Genomic DNA, 17,703 nt, shown 5'->3' with positions numbered 1-17,703 from the left:
GATCTTCCAGGTCGCCGACTTCGGCCTCGTCGCCGACCTCTTCACCGCCGTGCCCGAGCTGACCGAGAAGCTCTGAGCCGACAAGGCAGACACAGCGAAAGGCCCGCCTCTCCGGCGGGCCTTTTCGTATCAAGCGAATAGCTTGATCAGCATCCACAGCCCCATGGCAACCATCGCGAGGTTCTCGGTCAGCGACACGAAGCCCAGAGGCACGTTGCTGCCGCCGCCCACGCAGGCGCATTTCAGCTCGCGCTTGTCGAGGTAGACGGCCTTGATCACCGAGACCGCGCCAATCGCGCCGATCGCCAGAGCCCCCGGAGCCGCCAGCCATGTCAGCACCCCGGCCAGCATCAGCAGGCCCGCGCCGGTCTCGGCAAAGGGGTAGATATAGCCATAGCGCACGTGGCGCTGTGCCAGCAGGTCGTAGTTCAGAAACATGGTCTGGAAGCTCTCGACGTCCTGCAGCTTCTGAAGGCCGAGCAGCACCATGCCGCAGGCGATGGCCCACTCGATCACGCGCCACGAGAGCACGGTCCCCAGCACCAGCCAGCTCAACGCCAGAGCCATCAGGAAGGCGACGGAAAAGATCGCGATCACCGGCCGATAGGATGTTGCCTCCGGGTCCCGGACGGGTTTTCCCAGGAAGCGCCGCACATCCTCGTAGCCGCCGATCCGAGCCCCGCCGATGAAGGTCTGCGGCGTGGTCTTCACCTCATGTGCGACCTGAAACGCCTCGGCCTCCTCCTTGCTGCGCAGCGGGTGATCCTCGACGCTGTAGCCTTCGCGCTCCAGCAGATCCTTCGTCTTCAGGCCCCAGGGACAGAGGTGCTTGGGCATGACCATCCGGTAGAGATCGGCGCTGCGGGTGTCCGTGTCGGGCATGAGGGTCTCCTGCTGCTGTTGCCTGCTCAACGCCTCAGGTCCCGGCTTGTTTCCGCTGGCTTGCACCGCCTCGCACCGCGCGCCCGTGCGCAAACGCACCCGATCTGTGCGCTCGGGCGAATTGTTCCGCCGCCAATCAAGCGTAGGTATGGGCGCAAGGCACGGCCACCTCCCCTCGGCCGACCCAATCCCATGTTCCCGGAAGGACAGCTCCCATGTCTCTCAAAGTGAAAATCATCCTCGGCTCCACCCGTCCCGGCCGCATCGTGCCGATCGTCGGCAAATGGGTCGAAGAGATCGCCAAGCAGCAGAACGGCTTCGACGTCGAAGTCGTCGACCTCAAGGAAATCAACCTGCCCCTGCTCGACGAGGCCGGCCACCCGCGCGCCCAGGCTTACGAGCACGAGCACACCAAGAAATGGGCCGCCAAGGTCGCCGAGGCCGATGCCTTCGTCTTCCTGACCCCGGAATACAACAGCTTCCCCTCGGCTGCCTTGGTCAACGCCATCCAGGCGCTCGCCGTGGAGTGGGAGCGCAAGGTCGCGGCCGTGGTCAGCTACGGCGGCGTCTCGGGCGGCATGCGCGCCGCGCAGGAACTTCGCCAGCTGCTGGTCAACATGAACGTCATGGCGCTGCCGCAGTCGGTGCCGGTGCCCTTCGTGTTCAACTACATCGGCGAGGACGGCGTGCTGCGCCCCGAGCAGCCGGTGGTGGACGGCCTGAAAGGCATGTTCAGCGAGCTTTCGGTCTGGGGCGAGGCACTGAAGCCGGCGCGCGCCGAAGCGGCCTGATCTCCCATCCACTCACGGATCAGACGCAAAAACGCCCGGCGCGCGCCGGGCGTTTTCTTTTGCGAGGGGCGCGCGGCAGGTGCACGGCTCAGCTTGATACCTGCTCGCGCAAGATCGAGGCCGTCAGCGAGATCATCAGGTAGATGCCCGAGAAGATCAGGAAGGCCAGGATCGTGTTCTCGAAGGCGCGCGGGTAGCTCGGGTCCTGCGAGGCCACCGGCTCGACCGATGTGGTCAGATAGCGCGCCTGGCTCTCGGCATCGCGCCGCGCCTGTTCAAGCCGCTCGAGTGCCGTCTGCAGCATCAGGTCGCGGGTGGCCAGATCGGCCTGTGCCAGCTGGATCTGCACCGCCTTTTCGGCCAGAGAATCCTCTCCGGTGGTCGCGGTGGTCATCTGTGCGTTGAGGTCCCCGAGCAGCGCTTCAAGCCGCCGCACGTCGCCGCGTGCGCCTTCGACCCTCGAGCTGTTGGGGCGGACGTTGTCGAGCAGCGCTCGCAGCGTGAGCTGCTTTTCCTGAAGCTGCACTTCGACGTTGCTGATCTGCGTGCGCAGAGCGGCGATGCGCCCCTCGGGGTCGATCACCGACCCCTGCTGTTGCAGGCGCACCAGTTTCTCCTGCGCATCCTGACGCTCGGCCTGCGCCTCTTCCAGCCCGACCTCGGCATCGGTCACTGCGTTCGAGCGCTTGCGCAGCGACAGGTTGTCGACCCGCGTCTCGGCATAGCCGATGAGCGCCCGGCTGAAACGGGCCGCGGTTTCGGGGTCGGCCGCCTGCACCTCCATCTTCACCACGCCCTCGGTGGGGTCATAGCCGATCTCGATATTGCGCTTGTAGACCCCATAGGCGTCTTCGTTCGACGCCCCCTCGTCGAGCCGTTGCAGCGGGTCGATCCGCTCCTGCTGGTAATGCGCCTTGAACCCCTCGTCGCGGTCGAGCCGCAGCATGGCGTCCTTGGACATCAGGTAGCTCTGCACCGCGATCGCGTCCTGGTTGGTGGCGAACTGCGTGCCCGAGAACAGGCTGCCCATGGACGAGGCGGAGTTCTCGGCCTTGAGGATCAGGAACTCGGACTTCGTGGCGTACATCGGCGTAGCCACGACGTAGAAGTAATAGCCCGCGAGGACCGTCGGCAGCATCACGAAGAAGGCCAGCCGGGTCAGCAGCATTGCCTGCTTCTTGCGGCGGCGCTTCGCCAGTTCCTGCTGGATCTTCATGATCTCGGCGGCGCGGCGCTCGGCGGGACTGGCAGTCTGGGTTGAGGGCAGCTGGGTCTTCGGCGCGACCGGCAGCGGCAATCCCTCGCCCTCGGGGTGCAGCACCGGCAGGCCGGCTCCGGGCGCCTTGGCTCCACCGCCGCCGCTGCCTGCCTCGGGTACCACGAGCTCGAGCATCGAGCTGCGCTGGAACGGGTCGATGCCCCGCGCCCGCAGCATCCGCACCGCGTCGTAATCCGAGGCAGGTTCGAAGCCGTTCTTCTGCGCCACCCGGCGGGCGAGCCGCAACTGGCGACCCGTGAGCCCTTCGCCGCGGATTGCCTCAATATCCGTGGACCCGGCCACCGGCCGCTCCTCGGTTCCGGCAGAGGGCTGCGCCGCCTCGGGCGCTGCGGGATCGGCTTGCGGGCGCTCATCCGCCGGAACGGCGGCGGGCGGGACAAGCCTCGGTTCGGGTCGGCGGAGGCGGAACTTCTTAGCCTTGGGTTTCGTAGTCATAGAGCCGTTTCGCTTCTTCCAAGGTATCAAACTGGTGCAGCTTCCCGTCCATCAGGACCGCCGCCTTATTGGCGAATTTCTCGAGGATCGCGGGCTGGTGCGAGACGATCACGATGGTCGTGGTTCGCAGCCGCTCGGCGAGGATTTCGCCTGCCTTTCGGTTGAACTCGACGTCTGTCGAACTCGGCATGCCCTCGTCTATCAGGTAGATATCGAAATCCAGCGCCAGCATCAGCGAGAAGGTGAAGCGCGCTTTCATCCCCGACGAGTAGGTGCCGATCGGCTGGTCGAAATATTCGCCGAGTCCGCAGAGCCAGCGGCAGAACGCCTCGACATACTCGGGGTCGAGCCCATACATGCGGGCGATGAAGCGGGCATTTTCGCGCGCGGAGATCTTCGAGACCACCCCCCCCATGAAGCCCAGCGGAAAAGACACCCGCGAGGTCCGGCGAATCTCGCCCTCGTCAGGTTTTTCCAGCCCTGCCATCATCCGGATGAGAGTGGTCTTGCCTGTGCCATTGGGCGCAAGGATGCCGATGCTTTCGCCAACGGAGATCTGGAACGACACACGGTCGAGGATCACCTTGCGGCGCTCCCCTGTCCAAAAGGACTTGCTGACCATGTCGAACTCGATCATCTCACTGCCCCCAACCGACGCACCGAGCATACTAGCGGCGCGCGGTATAAGGGATTCCTACCCAGCGAATTCGTTTACAATATGACCAAATTTTGAACAAATCGCCGCACAAAGGTCGCAATATCCTGAGCCGCGTGCCGGACTGGCGCTGCTCCCCCTCAGGACCTAGTTCTTCGCCATGCCTGATGCCCTGACCACCCTCAAGCACGACATATCCGCCTGCCGCCTCTGCGCCGAACGCTTTGCCGCAACCGCCACGCGGCACACGCCGCGCCCCGTGGCCTGGTTCCGCCCCGGCGCTCGGCTGCTCATTGCCGGCCAAGCACCGGGGATGCGCGTGCACCGCTCGGGGCGTCCCTTCGATGATCCTTCGGGCGCCCGGCTGCGCGACTGGCTCGGCCTGTCCGAAGCGGAATTCTGGGACCAGAGCCGCGTCGCCATCGTTCCCATGGCCTTCTGCTTTCCCGGCTACGACGCCAAGGGCGCGGATCTGCCGCCGCCGCCGATCTGCCGCGCCACATGGCACGATCCGCTCTTCCAGGCGCTCGGCCCCCTGCCGCTGCGCCTCTACATCGGCGGTCACGCGCATCGCTACCACCTCGGAACCAGGGCCGGCGTGACCGAGACCGTTGCCGCCTGGCGCGACCATCTTCCCCACGCTCTGCCCTTGCCCCACCCGTCCTGGCGCAATACGGGTTGGCTCAAACGCAATCCGTGGTTCGAGGCCGAGCTCCTGCCCGTCCTGCGCGCCCGTGTCCGCGAGGTCCTGACATGACGACAACACCGCTCGACGCCGCGCTCAAAGCGATGGACGCCGCCCCCGAGGATGACAACGCCCGGCTACGCTTCTACGAGCGCCTCGCCGATGGCGAGCTCTTCCTGCTGCTCACCCGCGAGATCGACGGCGACCAGATCGAGCCCGAGCTCTTCGACCTCGGCGATGCCCGCTTCGTGCTTGTCTTCGACCGCGAGGAACGGCTGTCGCAATTCACCGGCCGCGCCGCGCCTTATGCCGCGCTCTCGGGCCGCGCCGTGGCCAACATGCTGGCCGGACAGGGCATCGGCCTCGCGGTGAACATCGAGGTCTCCGAGGCCTCCACCCTGTTGCCCGCCGAGGCGGTGGACTGGCTGGCGGCGACGCTCGGCCATGGTCCTTCAGAGGACGAGGCCCGAATCGAGGAAGTCACCAGACCCGGCGGCCTCCCCGAGGCGTTGCTGTCGGCGCTCGACACCAAGCTCGCCACCGCCGCCGGCTTCGCCCGCTGCGCCTGGCTGGCGGGGGCCACCTACGAGGGCGGCGGCCGCGGCCACATCCTCGCCTTCGCCGGAACCGTGCCGGGAGCCGAGGACGCGCTGGCGCGCGCGGTGAACGAGGCGCTGGTCTTCTCGGGCATCGAGGCGGGCGCGCTCGACGTGCTCTTCCTGCGCGACAGCGATCCGCTGGCGGCCTCGCTGACCCGCGTCGGCCTGCGCTTCGACCTGCCCGAGATCGAAGAGCCCACGCGGATCGAGCGCGTCGCCCCCGGTTCCGACCCCGACAGCCCGCCGATCCTGCGGTGATGCGCCTCCGCTGAGCGGGGCGCCCTAAAGGCCGAGCTCCTCGCGCAGCGTCGGCAGCGTGTCGCCCAAGGCCGGCGTCGCCTCCCAGACCGCGCGGGCGATGGCCCGCGACAGGCACAGGCTTGCCGCGTGTCCGATCTGCGCCAGCTGCTGCGCCGGGGCGCGCAGCGCCTGTCGCCCCGTGGCGCAGGCGAACACGAGGTCCCCGTCCATCGGCGAATGCGCCGGAAGGATCGCCCGCCCGATGCCATCCTGTGCCGCCACCGCCATGCGATGCGCCTGCGCCTTGTCGATCTGCGCGTCGGTGGCGACCACGGCGATGGTCGTATTCCCGAGCGCCGCCATCGCCCCCGCCTTGCGACTCTCCGGCATGTCGTGGAAGCCCGTCATCGGCTCGCCTCCGAGCCCACCGAACTCTGCGTCGAACTCGAAGGGCGCGGCCCAGAAATGCCGCCCCGAGGGGGTCGTGACGCTGCCCATCGGGTTCACCGCCACCAGCGCACCGACGGTGATCCCGCCCTCGAGCACCAGCGAGGCCGAGCCCAGCCCGCCCTTGTGCTGCGCGGTCTGCGCACCGCAGCCCGCCCCGCGCGAGCCCAGCCGAAAGCACGTTGACGCATTGGCCAGCGCCTGCCGCCCCAGCGCCGGGTAGGGGTTCACCCCCCAGCGCTTCTCGCCACCATTGAGCAGGTCAAAAAGGATCGCCGCCGGCACGATCGGGACACGTGCCGAGAAGACCGCGAAACCGCGCCCCTCTTCGTAGAGAGCGTCCATCACCCCCTGCGCCGCGGCAAGGCCGAAGGCACTGCCGCCCGCGAGCACCAGCGCATCCACGCCCGGCGCGGTCTTGTCGGGGGCAAGAAGGTCAGTCTCGCGCGTGCCGGGCGCGCCGCCCATGACCGAGACAGAGGCCACCATCGGTGCCTCGGCAGTCACCACCGACACTCCGGACTTCAGCAGGGAATCCTCGGCATTGCCCACCTTCAGGCCGGGCACGTCGGTGATCAGGTTGAGAGGTCCGGGTCGCATGAGTCCACTCCTTGCAGCCACTGGTAAACATTTTGCTGCACTGCGGCGAAAGAACAAGGGCGCCTGCTGTCGCAGGCGCCTTTGCGTATTTGACGAACAATGAAAGGCGTGATGCCGCCGTGCTCAAGGCAAAAATCCGCGCGTGTCCCGCCGCTGAGACATCTGTCTCGGAAAGGTCGCGCGTGTCTCGCCTGCTGGCCTCAGATGCAGCGCCCGCCATCCACCTCCATGCACACGCCTGTCACCAGCGAGGCTTCGTCGGAGCACAAATAGAGCGCCGCGTTGGCCAGGTCCTCGGGGGTCGAGAACCGCCCCATGGGGATGGTCGAGAGGAACTTCGCACGCATCTCGGGGGTGTCCTCGCCCATGAAGCTCTTCAGCAGCGGCGTGTCGCCCGCCACCGGGTTCAGCGCGTTGACCCGCACGCCGAAGGGCGCCAGCTCGATCGCCATGGCCCGCGTCGCGGTGATCATCCAGCCCTTCGAGGCGTTGTACCAGTTCAGCTTCGGCCGCGGCGAGACCCCCGCCGTGGAGGCGACGTTGAGGATCGCCCCCGCGCCGCGCTCCTTCATGCCCGCGACCAACGCGCGGGCCGTCAGGTAGACCGACTTGCAGTTCACCGCCATGACGCGGTCGAAATCCGCCTCGCTGATGTCTTCCATGAAGCCCGGCAGGTGGGTGACCCCAGCGTTGTTCACCAGGATGTCGACCCGGCCCAGCTCGGCCCCGGCGCGCAGTGCCATCTCCTCGACCGAGGCGCCGTCGGCGACGTTCACCTCATGCGCGATGCCACCGAACTCCGAGGCCACCTCCATGGCGCCCTCCATGTTGATGTCGGCGACCATCACCCGCGCGCCCTCAGCCGCGAAGCGCCGCGCGATGCCCGCGCCGAAGCCCGAACCCGCGCCGGTCACGATGGCGGTCTTTCCCGAAAGTCTCATGCCTGTCTCCTCCCTCATGTCGTCTCGCGCGGCGCTCAGCCGTGATGCGCCGCCACCGTCTTCAGCACCGAGAAGCCGTAGAGCGCCTCGAAGCCCTTCTCGCGCCCGTGGCCGGACTTGCCGACCCCGCCGAAGGGCAGCTCGACCCCGCCCCCGGCGCCGTAGTTGTTCAGGAACACCTGCCCCGCCTTCAACTTCTTCGCGAGCCGCATCTGGCGCGCGCCGTCGCGCGTCCAGACGCTGGCGACGAGCCCGTAGTCGGTGCCATTGGCGATGCGCAGCGCCTCCGCCTCGTCCTCGAAGGGGATCACCACCTGCACCGGGCCGAAAATCTCGTCCTGCGCCAGCGCGTGCTCCGCAGGGACCGGGCCGTAGAGGCAGGGGGCGACGTAATGCCCGCCCTCGGGCAGCCCCTCGGCCAGCCTTGCGCGCGCCAGCACCGGCAGGTCGGCCCCCTGTTCGAGAAACCCCTCGACCCGGCGCTTCTGGGTTGCGTTGATCAGCGGGCCGATGTCGCGGTCATCCATGGCGGGGCCAACGAGCTTGGCCTCGTAAGCGGCGGCCATGCGGGTCATCACCTCGTCGAGCACCTCGCGCTGCACGAGGATGCGCGAGGAGGCCGAGCAGGTCTGCCCGGCGTTCTGCAGCCCGGCATTGACGAGGAACGGCAGCGCCGCATCGAGATCGGCGTCGGCAAAGACCAGCTGCGGGGATTTGCCGCCGAGCTCCAGCGTCACGGGGATCACGTTGTCAGAAGCCGCGCGCTGCACGGCGGCACCGGTGGCGACCGAGCCGGTGAAGCTCATGTGCTGAACGCCGGGATGGGACGACAGCGCCGCCCCCGCCTCGGACCCCAGCCCCGGCACCACGTTGAGCGCCCCCGCCGGAAGCCCCGCCTGCTGTGCCAGATCGGCGAAATGCAGCGCCGTCAGGCAGGCATCCTCGGCCGGTTTCAGCACGCAGGCATTGCCCATCGCGAGCGCCGCGCCGACCGAGCGGCCGATGATCTGCATCGGATAGTTCCACGGCACGATATGACCCGTGACCCCATGCGGCTCACGCAGGGTGTAGACGGTGTAGCCGTCAAGATAAGGAATGGTCTCGCCGTGGATCTTGTCTGCCGCGCCGCCGTAGAACTCGCAGTAGCGCGCCAGAGCCACCGCGTCGGCCCGCGCCTGCGAAAGCGGCTTGCCCACGTCCTGCGCCTCGATCCGGGCCAGCAGCTCGACGTTTTCCAGAACCAGCAATCCGATCCGGGTAAGGATGCGCCCGCGCTCCAGCGCGGTCATCGCGCCCCACTCCCCATCGAGCGCTGCCTGCGCCGAGGCCACGGCCGCGTCGATCTCGGCCTTGCCGCCGCGGGCGATGCGCCCGATCTCGGCTCCGGTCGACGGATCGCTCAGTGGCAGCGTCTCCGCGGTCTCGCGCCATGTGCCGCCAATGAGCACGCGGGCGCTGTCAAAGGGGTTCCCCTCCGGCATCGTCCTCTCCTCCCGTCTCCGGCGCCCGAAGTCTCGGCGCCGCCTCCATGAGGGTTTTGGTATACCAGTGCCGGGGATTGTCAAACACGTCGCTTGTGTCGCCGCGCTCGACGATCTCGCCCTCGCGCATCACAAGCACCCGGTCGGTGATCGAGCGCACGACGGAAAGATCGTGGCTGACGAAGAGATAGCTGAGGCCGCGCCTGCGCGACAGTTCGGCCACAAGGTCGAGGATCTGTGCCCGCACCCGCACGTCGAGCGCCGAGACCGCCTCGTCGAAGATCACCAGCTCGGGCTCGATGATCAGCGCGCGGGCGATGGCAATGCGCTGGCGCTGCCCGCCGGAGAAGGCGTGGATCGGGGCCCCGGCGTGCTCGGGCTTCAGCCCGACGGCGGTGAGCGCCCCGGCGATGGCGGCCTGCCGCGCGGCGCCCTTGGGCGGGTCCGGGAGCAGGTGGAAGGGCTCGGCGATGATCCGTCCGACGCTGTGGCGCGGATTGAACGAGCCGTAGGGGTCCTGGAACACCACCTGCACGCGGCGGCGGATCTCGGGGTCGGGCCTGCCATGCGAGAGGATCGGCTTGCCGTCGAGGGTGATCATCCCCGCCTGTAGCGGCTCCAACCCGAGGATCGCCCGGCTCAGCGTCGACTTGCCACAGCCCGACTCGCCCACGAGTCCGACCCGCTCGCCGCGGCGGATGTCGAAACTGACGCCCTTCACCGCGCGGAACATCCTGCGCGGCGCAAGGGGATGCCGGCGCGGCAGCGGGTAGTCGCGGACCGCCTGCTGCACGCTGAGCTGCGTTTCGCCGGGTGTGACCGGGGCCAGCGGCGCCTGATGGCGCGAGGCCTCGAAAAGCTGGCGGGTGTAAGGGTGGCGCTGCTCGGCCAGCACCTGCGCCGTAGGCCCCTGCTCGACGATGCGCCCGGCGTTCATCACCGCAATGCGGTCGGCCATGCCCGCTACCACTGCAATGTCATGGGTGATCATCAGCAGGCCCATCCCCTCGTCGCGCACCAGCCCGGTGAGAAGATCGAGGATCTGCGCCTGCGTCGTCACGTCGAGCGCGGTGGTCGGCTCGTCGGCGATCAGCAGCTTCGGCCGCAGCGCAATGGCCATGGCGATGCCGACCCGCTGGCGCTGCCCGCCCGAAAGCTCATGCGGGTAGCGGGTCGGCGGAATGCGCTCCGGGTCGAGCCCGACGCGGGCCATGACCTCGGCGGCGCGGGCGCGGGCGGCGTCGCGGGACATCGCCTTGTGGATCAGGATGGTCTCCATCACCTGGTCGCCAATGCGCTGCACCGGGTTGAGCGCGGTCATCGGCTCCTGGAAGACCATGCCCACCTCGCGGCCGCGCAGCGCGCAGAGATCGCGCTCGGGCAGGGTCATGAGGTCGCGGCCCGAGAGCAGCAGCCTGCCGGACGTCTCGGCCCGCTCCGGCAGCAGACCGATGGCGGCGAGCGCGGTCATCGATTTGCCCGAGCCCGACTCGCCGGTCAGCGCGAGGATCTCGCCCTGCGGCAGCGACAGGGAGACGTCCCTGAGGATCGCGGTGCCGCCGAAGGCGAGGCTGAGCCCTTCGACCTGCAGCAGCGCTTGCGAGACCTGCCGGACCGGGGGCTCTGCCCCCGGACCCCCGGGATATTTCTGCCCAGAAGAAACACTCATGCGCGGGACGGCCTCAGGCGGGGATCGAGGGCGTCGCGCAGACCGTCGCCGAGCAGGTTGAGGCCGAGCACCGTCAGCAGGATGGCGAGGCCCGGCACGATGGCGACATGCGGCGCCAGCGACACCATCGTCTGCGCGTCGGCCAGCATGCGGCCCCAGCTCGGCACCGGCGGCTGCGCGCCGAGGCCGACGTAGGAGAGACCGGCCTCGGCGAGGATGCCGAGCGAGAACTGGATGGTGCCCTGCACGATCAGCAGGTTGGCCAGGTTCGGAAGGATGTGCTCGAGGCTGATCCGCGGCGCGCCCTTGCCGGCGACGCGGGCGGCGAGGATGAACTCGCGGCGCCAGAAGCTGAGCGCCGCGCCGCGGGTAAGCCGGGCAAAGACCGGGATGTTGAAGATGCCGATGGCGAGGATCGCGTTGAGCGCGCCGGGGCCGAAGATCGCGGTGATCAGGATGGCGATGACCAGCGAGGGGAAGGCGAAGATCAGGTCGTTGGCGCGCATCACCAGCTCGTCGAGCCAGCCGCCCTGCCTTGCGGCGGCGGCAAGCCCCAGCGGCACACCCAGCCCCATGCCCAGTCCCACAGCCACCAGCGCAACGGCGAGCGAGGTGCGCGCGCCGGTCATCACCATGCTGAGCATGTCGCGGCCGAGGTGGTCGGTGCCCAGCCAGTGCGCCACGGAGGGCGGCTGCAGGCGGGCGGCGATGTTCACCGCCTCGACGTCACCCGGCGTCCAGAGGAACGACAGCAGCGCCGCGAGGGTGAAGGTCAGCGTCAGCAGCGCGCCGAGGATCAGCGTGGGTTTCATCGCGCGTGCCTCAGTCGCGGGTCGGCGATGGCATAAGCCATATCGGTGAGGAAATTGACCGCGATCACCGCGAAGACCAGCAGCATGACGACGCTTTCGACCACGATCAGGTCGCGCTGGGTGATCGACTGGAAGATCAGCCGGCCCAGGCCGGGCAGGAAGAACACCTGCTCGATGATGATCGCCCCCGCCAGCAGGAACGAGAACTGCAGCCCGAGGATGGTCAGCACCGGGATGAGCGCGTTGCGCAGCCCGTGCCGCCAGAGCGCCTGCCGGCGCGAGAGACCCTTGGCGCGGGCAGTGCGGATGAAATCCTCCGAGAGGATGTCGATCAGCGAGGACCGCATGACCCGGGCGAGGATCGCCGCCTGCGGCAGCGCCAATGCCACCGCCGGCAGGGTGAGGGATTTCAGCGCCAGGAGCGGCTGCTCCCAGCCGGGAAAGCCGCCGGCGCTGAACCAGCGCAGTTTCAGCGCGAAGAGCAGCACCAACAGCATGGCGAACCAGAAGTTGGGGATCGCGATGCCGAGCTGCGTTGCGCCGATCACCCCGGCGTCCCCGGCCTTGCCGCGGCGCGCGGCGGCGTAAATTCCCGCGGGCAACGCGATCAGCGTCGAGAGCCCCAAGGCGTAGAGCGCCAGCGGCAGCGAGACGGTGATGCGCTCAGCCACCATCTCGGCCACCGGCGTGCGGTAGGTATAGGACGTGCCGAAGTCGCCCGTGAGCATGCCGCCGAGCCAAGCGAGGTAGCGCTGCCACTTCGGCAGGTCGAGGCCGAGTTCCGTGCGCAGCGCCGCCACCGTGTCGGGCTGGGCGTTCATGCCGAGCATGTAGCTGGCCGGATCGCCGGGGGCGACCTCGACCACCAGGAAGATGACCAGCGACGCCACCAGCAGGGAAACCGCCAGCGAGGTCAGACGTTTGAGCGCGTAACCTAGCATGGGGCCACGTTAGGCGCGGGGCGCGCCCCGGTCCAGATGCTCAATGCTGGATCAGCTCGAGCGGGTCGTATCCGAAGCCCCTGCCCCAGGCCACATGCGGCAGGCTGTCGGGCTTGAAGCGCAGCGCCGCCATCTCGTCGCGGGTGACGAAGCGGCGCTCGGTCACCACGCCTTCGGGGTCCTGCCAGGTGGCATCGAGCTGGCCCGCCATGATGTGGCAGCGGAAGAAGATCTCGACCTGGTGGAAGCCGCTGCCCGGATCGTGGAACTCATTCACGAGACACGGCGGGCCGACCTTCACCGCGAGCCCGGTTTCCTCGCGCAGCTCGCGGGCAAGATTGTCGGGGAGCGAGGCACCGGTCTCGACGCCGCCACCGGGGGCACACCAGAGGTCGCTCTTGCCGCCGGGCCAGGCGTTGACCAGCAGCAGCCGGTCCTCGTGCAGCAGCACGGCGCGGGCGGCGAGGCGGGGGGACTTCGGCATGGGCTTCCCTTCGGGCGTGTCCTTTTGCCCCTTTCATAGGGCCGGGCGGGCGCGTATCTCAAGCGCCGACCCAGCCCTGCCCCTGACAGGCCCGAAGAAAGGCCCCTGCCCGTGCTCAATCTGACCCTTCTGAATGCCCCCGCCCTGCGCCCCGAGGGCTGGAGCGACGCGCCGCTGTCCATTGCGGGCGGGGTCATCGGCGGCGGCGGCGGCAAGGAGGTGGACCTGTCGGGCTTCGAGCTGCTGCCGGGCATCGTCGACGCGCATGGCGACGGCTTCGAGCGCCACATGGCGCCGCGCCGCGGGGCGCTGCGCGAGCGCGCCTCCGGGGTACAGGCATGCGCCGCCGAACTGGCGGCCTGCGGCATCACGACGGCGGCGCTGGCGCAGTTCTGGTCCTGGGAAGGCGGCATGCGCGGGCCGGAGTTCGCCGAGGAGGTCTTCGCCGCCGTCACCGAGGTCGCCCCGACCGTGCCCGTCGACCTGCGCCTGCAGCTGCGGCTCGAGACGCATTTCCTCGAAGGCTTCGCCGGGGCCGAAGACGCCGTGGCGCGCTGGGGCATTTCCTACGTGGTGTTCAACGACCACCTGCCGCACCAGCGCCTCGCCGAGGGGCGCAAGCCGCCGCGGCTGACCGGTCAGGCGCTGAAGAGCGGTCGCAGCCCCGAGGCGCATCTGGCGCTGATGATGGATCTGCACGACCGCGGGGCCGAGGTTCCGGCGGCGCTCGACGGGCTTTGCGCCCGGCTCGCGGCGCGCGGCGTGACCATGGGCAGCCACGACGACCGCACCGCCGAGGGCCGTGCCGCATGGCGCGCGCGCGGCGCGCTTGTGTCGGAGTTCCCCGAGACGGTCGAGGCGGCGCAGGCGGCGCGCGACGCCGGGGAGTTCATCGTGCTCGGCGCGCCCAACGTGGTGCGCGGGGCGAGCCACGCGGGCAATGTCTCGGCGCTGGAGCTGGTGGGGATGGGGCTGTGCGATGCGCTGGCCTCGGACTACCACTACCCCGCCCCGGCGCGCGCGGCCTGGCGCTGCGTGGAACTTGGACTGCTGAACGAGGTCGAAGCTTGGAAGCTGGTGTCGGAAGGACCCGCGCGCCTGCTGGGGCTGACGGACCGGGGACGCATCGAGGAAGGGCTGCGCGCGGATCTCATCATTCGCGAGCGGGAATCGCGGCGCATCGTGGCGACCATCGCCGGGGGCGTTGTCGCCTACATGAGCGGCGAGGTGGCCGGGCGCTTCATCGTCTGAAGCGCCCCTTCACGACTGATCAGCCGCCGCGGACGATGCGGTTGACGTGGCCCATCTTGCGGCCCGGCTTGGCCTCGGCCTTGCCATAGAGGTGCAGCGCGGTGTCGGCCTCGCGCAGCAGTTCGGGCAGCCGGTCCATGTCGTCGCCGATCAGGTTCTCCATCTGCACGTCGGAATGGCGCGCGCCATCGCCCAGCGGCAATCCCGCCACCGCGCGGATGTGCTGCTCGAACTGGTCGACGCTGCAGCCGTTCTGCGTCCAGTGGCCCGAGTTGTGCACCCGCGGTGCGATCTCGTTGACCACCAGCCCATCGGCGCAGACGAAGAGCTCGACGCCCATCACGCCGACGTAGTCGAGCGCGTTGAGGATGCGCCCCGCCAGCAGGATCGCGTCCTGCCGGTGCGCCGGGGTCAGCCGTGCGGGCACGGTGGTGGTGCGCAGGATGCCGTCGCGGTGGACGTTCTCGCCGGGGTCGAAGCAGGCAACCTCGCCATCGACGCCGCGCGCGGCGATCACCGAGACCTCGTGGCTGAAATCGACAAAGCCCTCGAGGATCGCCGGGGCGCCGTTCATCGCCTCGAAAGCATCTGCGGCATCGTCCTTCGACAGGATGCGTGCCTGACCCTTGCCGTCGTAGCCGAAGCGGCGGGTCTTGAGGATGGCGGGCGCGCCGATCAGCTCGAGCGCATTGCTCAGGTCAGCCTCGGTGTCGATCGCGGCGAAGGGCGCGGTGCGCAATCCGAGACCGGCGAGGAATTCCTTCTCGGTCATGCGGTCCTGGCTGACGCGCAGCGCCTCGCGGCCCGGACGGATCGGGCGCAGCGCCTGCAGCGTGTCGAGCGCCTCGGTGGGGATGTTCTCGAACTCGTAGGTCACCACGTCCACCGACTCGGCGAAGCGGGTCAGCGCCGCCTTGTCCTCGTACGAGGCGGTGGTCACCGCGTGGGCGACATGGCCGGCGGGCGGCTCGGCACCCGGCTCGAAGACATGCGTGCGGTAGCCGAGGCGGCTGGCGGCCACGGAGAGCATCCGTCCCAGCTGTCCGCCGCCGAGAATGCCGATGGTTGCACCTTGGGGAAGAGCGTCAGACATGGGGGTCTCCGTTGCTGGGGTCGGGTTTGGCCGCTTTTCCTGCGGATTGGCGCGGCTTGCAACACCCCTTTGTGTGGCGCGGTGAAGGAGTGCGCCACGGAGGGCGCACCCAAGGCATCTGCGCGTGCCGGGGTATCAGTCCGGGGGTCAGTCCCGCAGCGGCTCGTCGGGGATCGAGTCCGAGAGCGCCTGCCGCCAGGCGTCGAGCCGTTCGGCCAGCGCCGGATCCTGCAGCGCAAGGATGCCCGCCGCCATCAGCCCGGCGTTGGCCGCGCCCGCAGCCCCGATCGCCATGGTCGCCACCGGGAAGCCGCGCGGCATCTGGAGGATCGAGTAGAGGCTGTCGACGCCCGAGAGTGCCTTGGTCTGCACCGGCACGCCAATCACCGGCACGCGCGTCTTGGAGGCCATCATGCCCGGCAGGTGCGCCGCGCCGCCGGCGCCCGCGATGATCACCTGCAGCCCGCGCCCGGCGGCTTCCTTGCCATAGGTCCAGAGCCGGTCCGGCGTGCGGTGCGCAGAGACGATCTTGACCTCATGGGCCACGCCCAGCTCGTCGAGCATCTGCGCCGCTTCCTGCATCGTGGGCCAGTCCGACTGGCTGCCCATGATGATGCCGACCTTCACCTGTTCCGTCATGTCCGGGCCTCTTTCGCCTGCTGGATCCGTGTTGTGAAGGCGGCACTATAGCCGCGCCGCTCCCGGTGTCCATGCGTACCCATGCCGTGACGGGCGATTGCGCGCGGTCTGGGCGGCGGGCGAGAAATTGCGCCCCGTGACCGGCTGCCCGATCCTCCGGGTTTGGTGCCCCGCGCCCGTCGTGCCATGGTACCGCGAACGGCGTCGCAAGGGAGAATGCCATGAAGGTGGGGATCGTGGGGGCGGGCATGGTCGGCTCGGCGGCGGGCTATGCGCTGGCGCTGCGCGGCGGGGCGAGCGAGATTGTCCTGGTCGATCGCAGCGCCGCACTGGCGACAGCGCAGGCCGAGGACATCGCCCACGCGGTGCCCTTCGCCCACCCCTGCCAGGTGCGCTCGGGCGGTTACGAGCGGCTCGAGGGGGCGGCGATCGTCATCCTCGCCGCCGGGGTGGCGCAGAAGCCCGGAGAGAGCCGCCTGAGCCTGCTGTCGCGCAACGCCGAGGTGTTTGCGCAGGTGATCGAGGGCGTGCAGAGAGCCGCTCCCAAGGCGATGCTGCTCGTCGCCTCGAACCCGGTGGACGTGATGACCGAAGTGGCGCTGCGCGCTTCGGGCCTGCCCGCCGGGCAGGTGATCGGCTCGGGCACCATCCTCGACACCGCCCGCTTCCGCTGGCTGCTGGGCGATCACCTCGGCATCGCGGCACAATCGGTTCACGCCTACGTGCTCGGCGAGCACGGGGACTCGGAGGTGCTGGGCTGGGCCTCGGCCCGCGCCGGGGCGATCACCGTCGGCGAGTTTGCCGAGCAGGTCCACGCGCCGATCACCGAAGAGGTCCGCGCCCGCATCGACGAGGCCGTGCGCCGCGCCGCCTATCGCATCATCGAGGGCAAGGGCGCGACCTGGTACGGCATCGGCGCCGGGCTGGCACGGATCGTGCAGGCGGTCCGCGACGATCAGCGGGCGGTGCTCTCGGTCTCGGTGGTGACGCCAGAGGTGGAGGGGGTGCGGGATGTCGCCCTGAGCCTTCCTCGCGTGGTCGGTGCAAGCGGGGTGGTGGCGACGCTGGCCCCCGATCTCGATCCGTCCGAGGCAGCCGCGCTGCGCGCCTCCGCGGAGATGTTGAAGGAAACCGCGCTCGGGATCCGCTAGGGGCGGTGCGAGGGCCGCGCCGGCCCGTCGCAATGCTGGGTCAATGGGCCGTGCTCAGGCGCGGCCGTAGGCTTCCGCGATGGCGATTTGCAGGGCTTCTTCGGCGGTCTTGCCAGCCCAGTTGATCAGCTGGAAGCAGGGGTAGTAGCGCTCGGATGCCATCACCGCCGCCCCGATCATCGTGTCGATCTGATCGGCGCTGGCGACCTGACCGCCGGCCAGAACGAGGCCGTAGCGGTAGACCATCAGCTTGGAGTCGGGCCAGTAGCAGAAAGCACCCGCCCAGCACTGGTCGTTCACCAGGTTGAGCCCGGCATAGAGCTCGGACAGCGAGTCCTTGGGAGGCTCCATCTCGAAGCTGCAGATCATCCGCAGCGTCTCGTCATAGGGCGACCATGCGAGGGTGATGGAATAGGTGCGCCATTGCCCCTCAACCGCCATGGCGATTTGGTCTTCGCCAACGCGGTCGAAATCCCAGTCGTTGGTCTCGGCCAGAGTCTCGACGATGTCGATGGGGTGCAGCTCTTCGCTCAGGAAATCTTCGGACAGTGCCATGCGCCACCTCTTATGGTTGTAGCTTCGGGGCTTTGGCAGCGCCCCGAGTGCTAGGTGCCTGCTCGAGAGATGT

At 68.9% G+C, this 17,703-nt stretch carries 18 protein-coding genes and 1 pseudogene; 6 read left to right on the top strand and 13 right to left on the bottom strand.

Annotated elements, in window-relative coordinates; genetic code table 11:
* Positions 1 to 76 (top strand): annotated as a pseudogene (locus IQ782_RS05000) (electron transfer flavoprotein subunit alpha); the annotation flags it as partial.
* Between the two features lie 53 nt (positions 77 to 129).
* Here IQ782_RS05000 and IQ782_RS04995 read toward each other — a convergent pair.
* The gene (locus IQ782_RS04995; RefSeq protein WP_194133511.1) at positions 130 to 882 is read right to left on the bottom strand and encodes a MauE/DoxX family redox-associated membrane protein; all 753 of its coding nucleotides are present in this window, start codon (positions 880 to 882) and stop codon (positions 130 to 132) included.
* 215 nt (positions 883 to 1,097) lie between these two features.
* On the opposite strand from IQ782_RS04995, the gene IQ782_RS04990 reads away from it, so the two are divergent.
* The gene (locus IQ782_RS04990; RefSeq protein WP_194133510.1) at positions 1,098 to 1,673 is read left to right on the top strand and encodes an NADPH-dependent FMN reductase; all 576 of its coding nucleotides are present in this window, start codon (positions 1,098 to 1,100) and stop codon (positions 1,671 to 1,673) included.
* Positions 1,674 to 1,761: 88 nt separating this feature from the next.
* Here IQ782_RS04990 and IQ782_RS04985 read toward each other — a convergent pair whose 3' ends face one another.
* Positions 1,762 to 3,387: a KpsE/RkpR family capsule polysaccharide export protein gene (locus IQ782_RS04985; RefSeq protein WP_194133509.1), complete on the bottom strand. Its 1,626-nt coding sequence runs from the start codon at positions 3,385 to 3,387 to the stop codon at positions 1,762 to 1,764.
* The gene (locus IQ782_RS04980) at positions 3,365 to 4,024 is read right to left on the bottom strand and encodes an ABC transporter ATP-binding protein (protein ID WP_194133508.1); all 660 of its coding nucleotides are present in this window, start codon (positions 4,022 to 4,024) and stop codon (positions 3,365 to 3,367) included. The genes IQ782_RS04985 and IQ782_RS04980 overlap by 23 nt, the downstream gene beginning before the upstream one ends.
* Before the next feature lie 178 nt (positions 4,025 to 4,202).
* Between IQ782_RS04980 and IQ782_RS04975 the strand changes: the two genes are divergently transcribed.
* Together IQ782_RS04975 and IQ782_RS04970 are read left to right on the top strand one after the other, a co-directional pair.
* A complete protein-coding gene (locus tag IQ782_RS04975) occupies positions 4,203 to 4,799 on the top strand; it encodes a uracil-DNA glycosylase family protein (protein ID WP_194133507.1) in 597 nt (198 codons plus the stop codon).
* Complete coding sequence (locus IQ782_RS04970; protein WP_194133506.1) at positions 4,796 to 5,584, top strand: SseB family protein; 789 nt, start codon at positions 4,796 to 4,798, stop codon at positions 5,582 to 5,584. The genes IQ782_RS04975 and IQ782_RS04970 overlap by 4 nt, the downstream gene beginning before the upstream one ends.
* 24 nt (positions 5,585 to 5,608) lie before the next feature.
* Here the strand turns inward: IQ782_RS04970 and IQ782_RS04965 are convergent, their stop codons facing one another.
* From IQ782_RS04965 to IQ782_RS04935, 7 genes are all read right to left on the bottom strand, one after another.
* Complete coding sequence (locus tag IQ782_RS04965; RefSeq protein WP_194133505.1) at positions 5,609 to 6,613, bottom strand: P1 family peptidase; 1,005 nt, start codon at positions 6,611 to 6,613, stop codon at positions 5,609 to 5,611.
* A 200-nt stretch (positions 6,614 to 6,813) separates the two neighbouring features.
* Entirely contained in the window at positions 6,814 to 7,554 is a 741-nt protein-coding gene (locus IQ782_RS04960) for an SDR family oxidoreductase (protein ID WP_194133504.1), read from the bottom strand.
* Between the two features lie 35 nt (positions 7,555 to 7,589).
* Positions 7,590 to 9,035 (bottom strand): aldehyde dehydrogenase family protein, encoded by a 1,446-nt coding sequence (locus tag IQ782_RS04955; protein WP_194133503.1) that lies wholly within the window; start codon positions 9,033 to 9,035, stop codon positions 7,590 to 7,592.
* On the bottom strand, positions 9,013 to 10,704 hold the full coding sequence (locus IQ782_RS04950; RefSeq protein ID WP_194133502.1) for an ABC transporter ATP-binding protein: 1,692 nt from the start codon (positions 10,702 to 10,704) through the stop codon (positions 9,013 to 9,015). Before IQ782_RS04950 ends, IQ782_RS04955 begins: the two co-directional genes overlap by 23 nt.
* Positions 10,701 to 11,516 (bottom strand): ABC transporter permease, encoded by an 816-nt coding sequence (locus IQ782_RS04945; protein ID WP_194133501.1) that lies wholly within the window; start codon positions 11,514 to 11,516, stop codon positions 10,701 to 10,703. The genes IQ782_RS04950 and IQ782_RS04945 overlap by 4 nt, the downstream gene beginning before the upstream one ends.
* Positions 11,513 to 12,457 carry an ABC transporter permease gene (locus tag IQ782_RS04940; RefSeq protein ID WP_194133500.1) on the bottom strand — a complete coding sequence of 315 codons (945 nt, stop codon included), beginning with the start codon at positions 12,455 to 12,457 and terminating at the stop codon, positions 11,513 to 11,515. Before IQ782_RS04940 ends, IQ782_RS04945 begins: the two co-directional genes overlap by 4 nt.
* A 40-nt stretch (positions 12,458 to 12,497) precedes the next feature.
* The gene (locus tag IQ782_RS04935; RefSeq protein ID WP_194133499.1) at positions 12,498 to 12,941 is read right to left on the bottom strand and encodes an NUDIX domain-containing protein; all 444 of its coding nucleotides are present in this window, start codon (positions 12,939 to 12,941) and stop codon (positions 12,498 to 12,500) included.
* Positions 12,942 to 13,052: 111 nt separating this feature from the next.
* Here IQ782_RS04935 and IQ782_RS04930 point away from each other — a divergent pair, with 111 nt between their 5' ends.
* Positions 13,053 to 14,192, top strand: a complete 1,140-nt coding sequence (locus tag IQ782_RS04930; protein ID WP_194133498.1) for an alpha-D-ribose 1-methylphosphonate 5-triphosphate diphosphatase — start codon at positions 13,053 to 13,055, stop codon at positions 14,190 to 14,192.
* 19 nt (positions 14,193 to 14,211) lie between these two features.
* Here the strand turns inward: IQ782_RS04930 and IQ782_RS04925 are convergent, their stop codons facing one another.
* Positions 14,212 to 15,285: a 5-(carboxyamino)imidazole ribonucleotide synthase gene (locus IQ782_RS04925; RefSeq protein WP_194133497.1), complete on the bottom strand. Its 1,074-nt coding sequence runs from the start codon at positions 15,283 to 15,285 to the stop codon at positions 14,212 to 14,214.
* 147 nt (positions 15,286 to 15,432) lie between these two features.
* Entirely contained in the window at positions 15,433 to 15,924 is a 492-nt protein-coding gene (gene purE / locus IQ782_RS04920; RefSeq protein WP_194133496.1) for a 5-(carboxyamino)imidazole ribonucleotide mutase, read from the bottom strand.
* Between the two features lie 221 nt (positions 15,925 to 16,145).
* Here purE and IQ782_RS04915 point away from each other — a divergent pair, with 221 nt between their 5' ends.
* Positions 16,146 to 17,075, top strand: coding sequence for an L-lactate dehydrogenase (locus tag IQ782_RS04915; protein WP_194133495.1), 930 nt, complete (start codon positions 16,146 to 16,148; stop codon positions 17,073 to 17,075).
* Positions 17,076 to 17,129: 54 nt separating this feature from the next.
* Here IQ782_RS04915 and IQ782_RS04910 read toward each other — a convergent pair whose 3' ends face one another.
* Positions 17,130 to 17,630, bottom strand: coding sequence for a type III secretion system chaperone family protein (locus tag IQ782_RS04910; protein ID WP_194133494.1), 501 nt, complete (start codon positions 17,628 to 17,630; stop codon positions 17,130 to 17,132).
* Between the last annotated feature and the right edge of the window lie 73 nt (positions 17,631 to 17,703).

Origin of the sequence: Salipiger mangrovisoli (assembly GCF_015223355.1) — a bacterium.
Classification (GTDB): domain Bacteria; phylum Pseudomonadota; class Alphaproteobacteria; order Rhodobacterales; family Rhodobacteraceae; genus Salipiger; species Salipiger mangrovisoli.
Note: the sequence above shows the minus strand (reverse complement) of the source record. Positions and strands in the feature narration are given on the sequence as shown.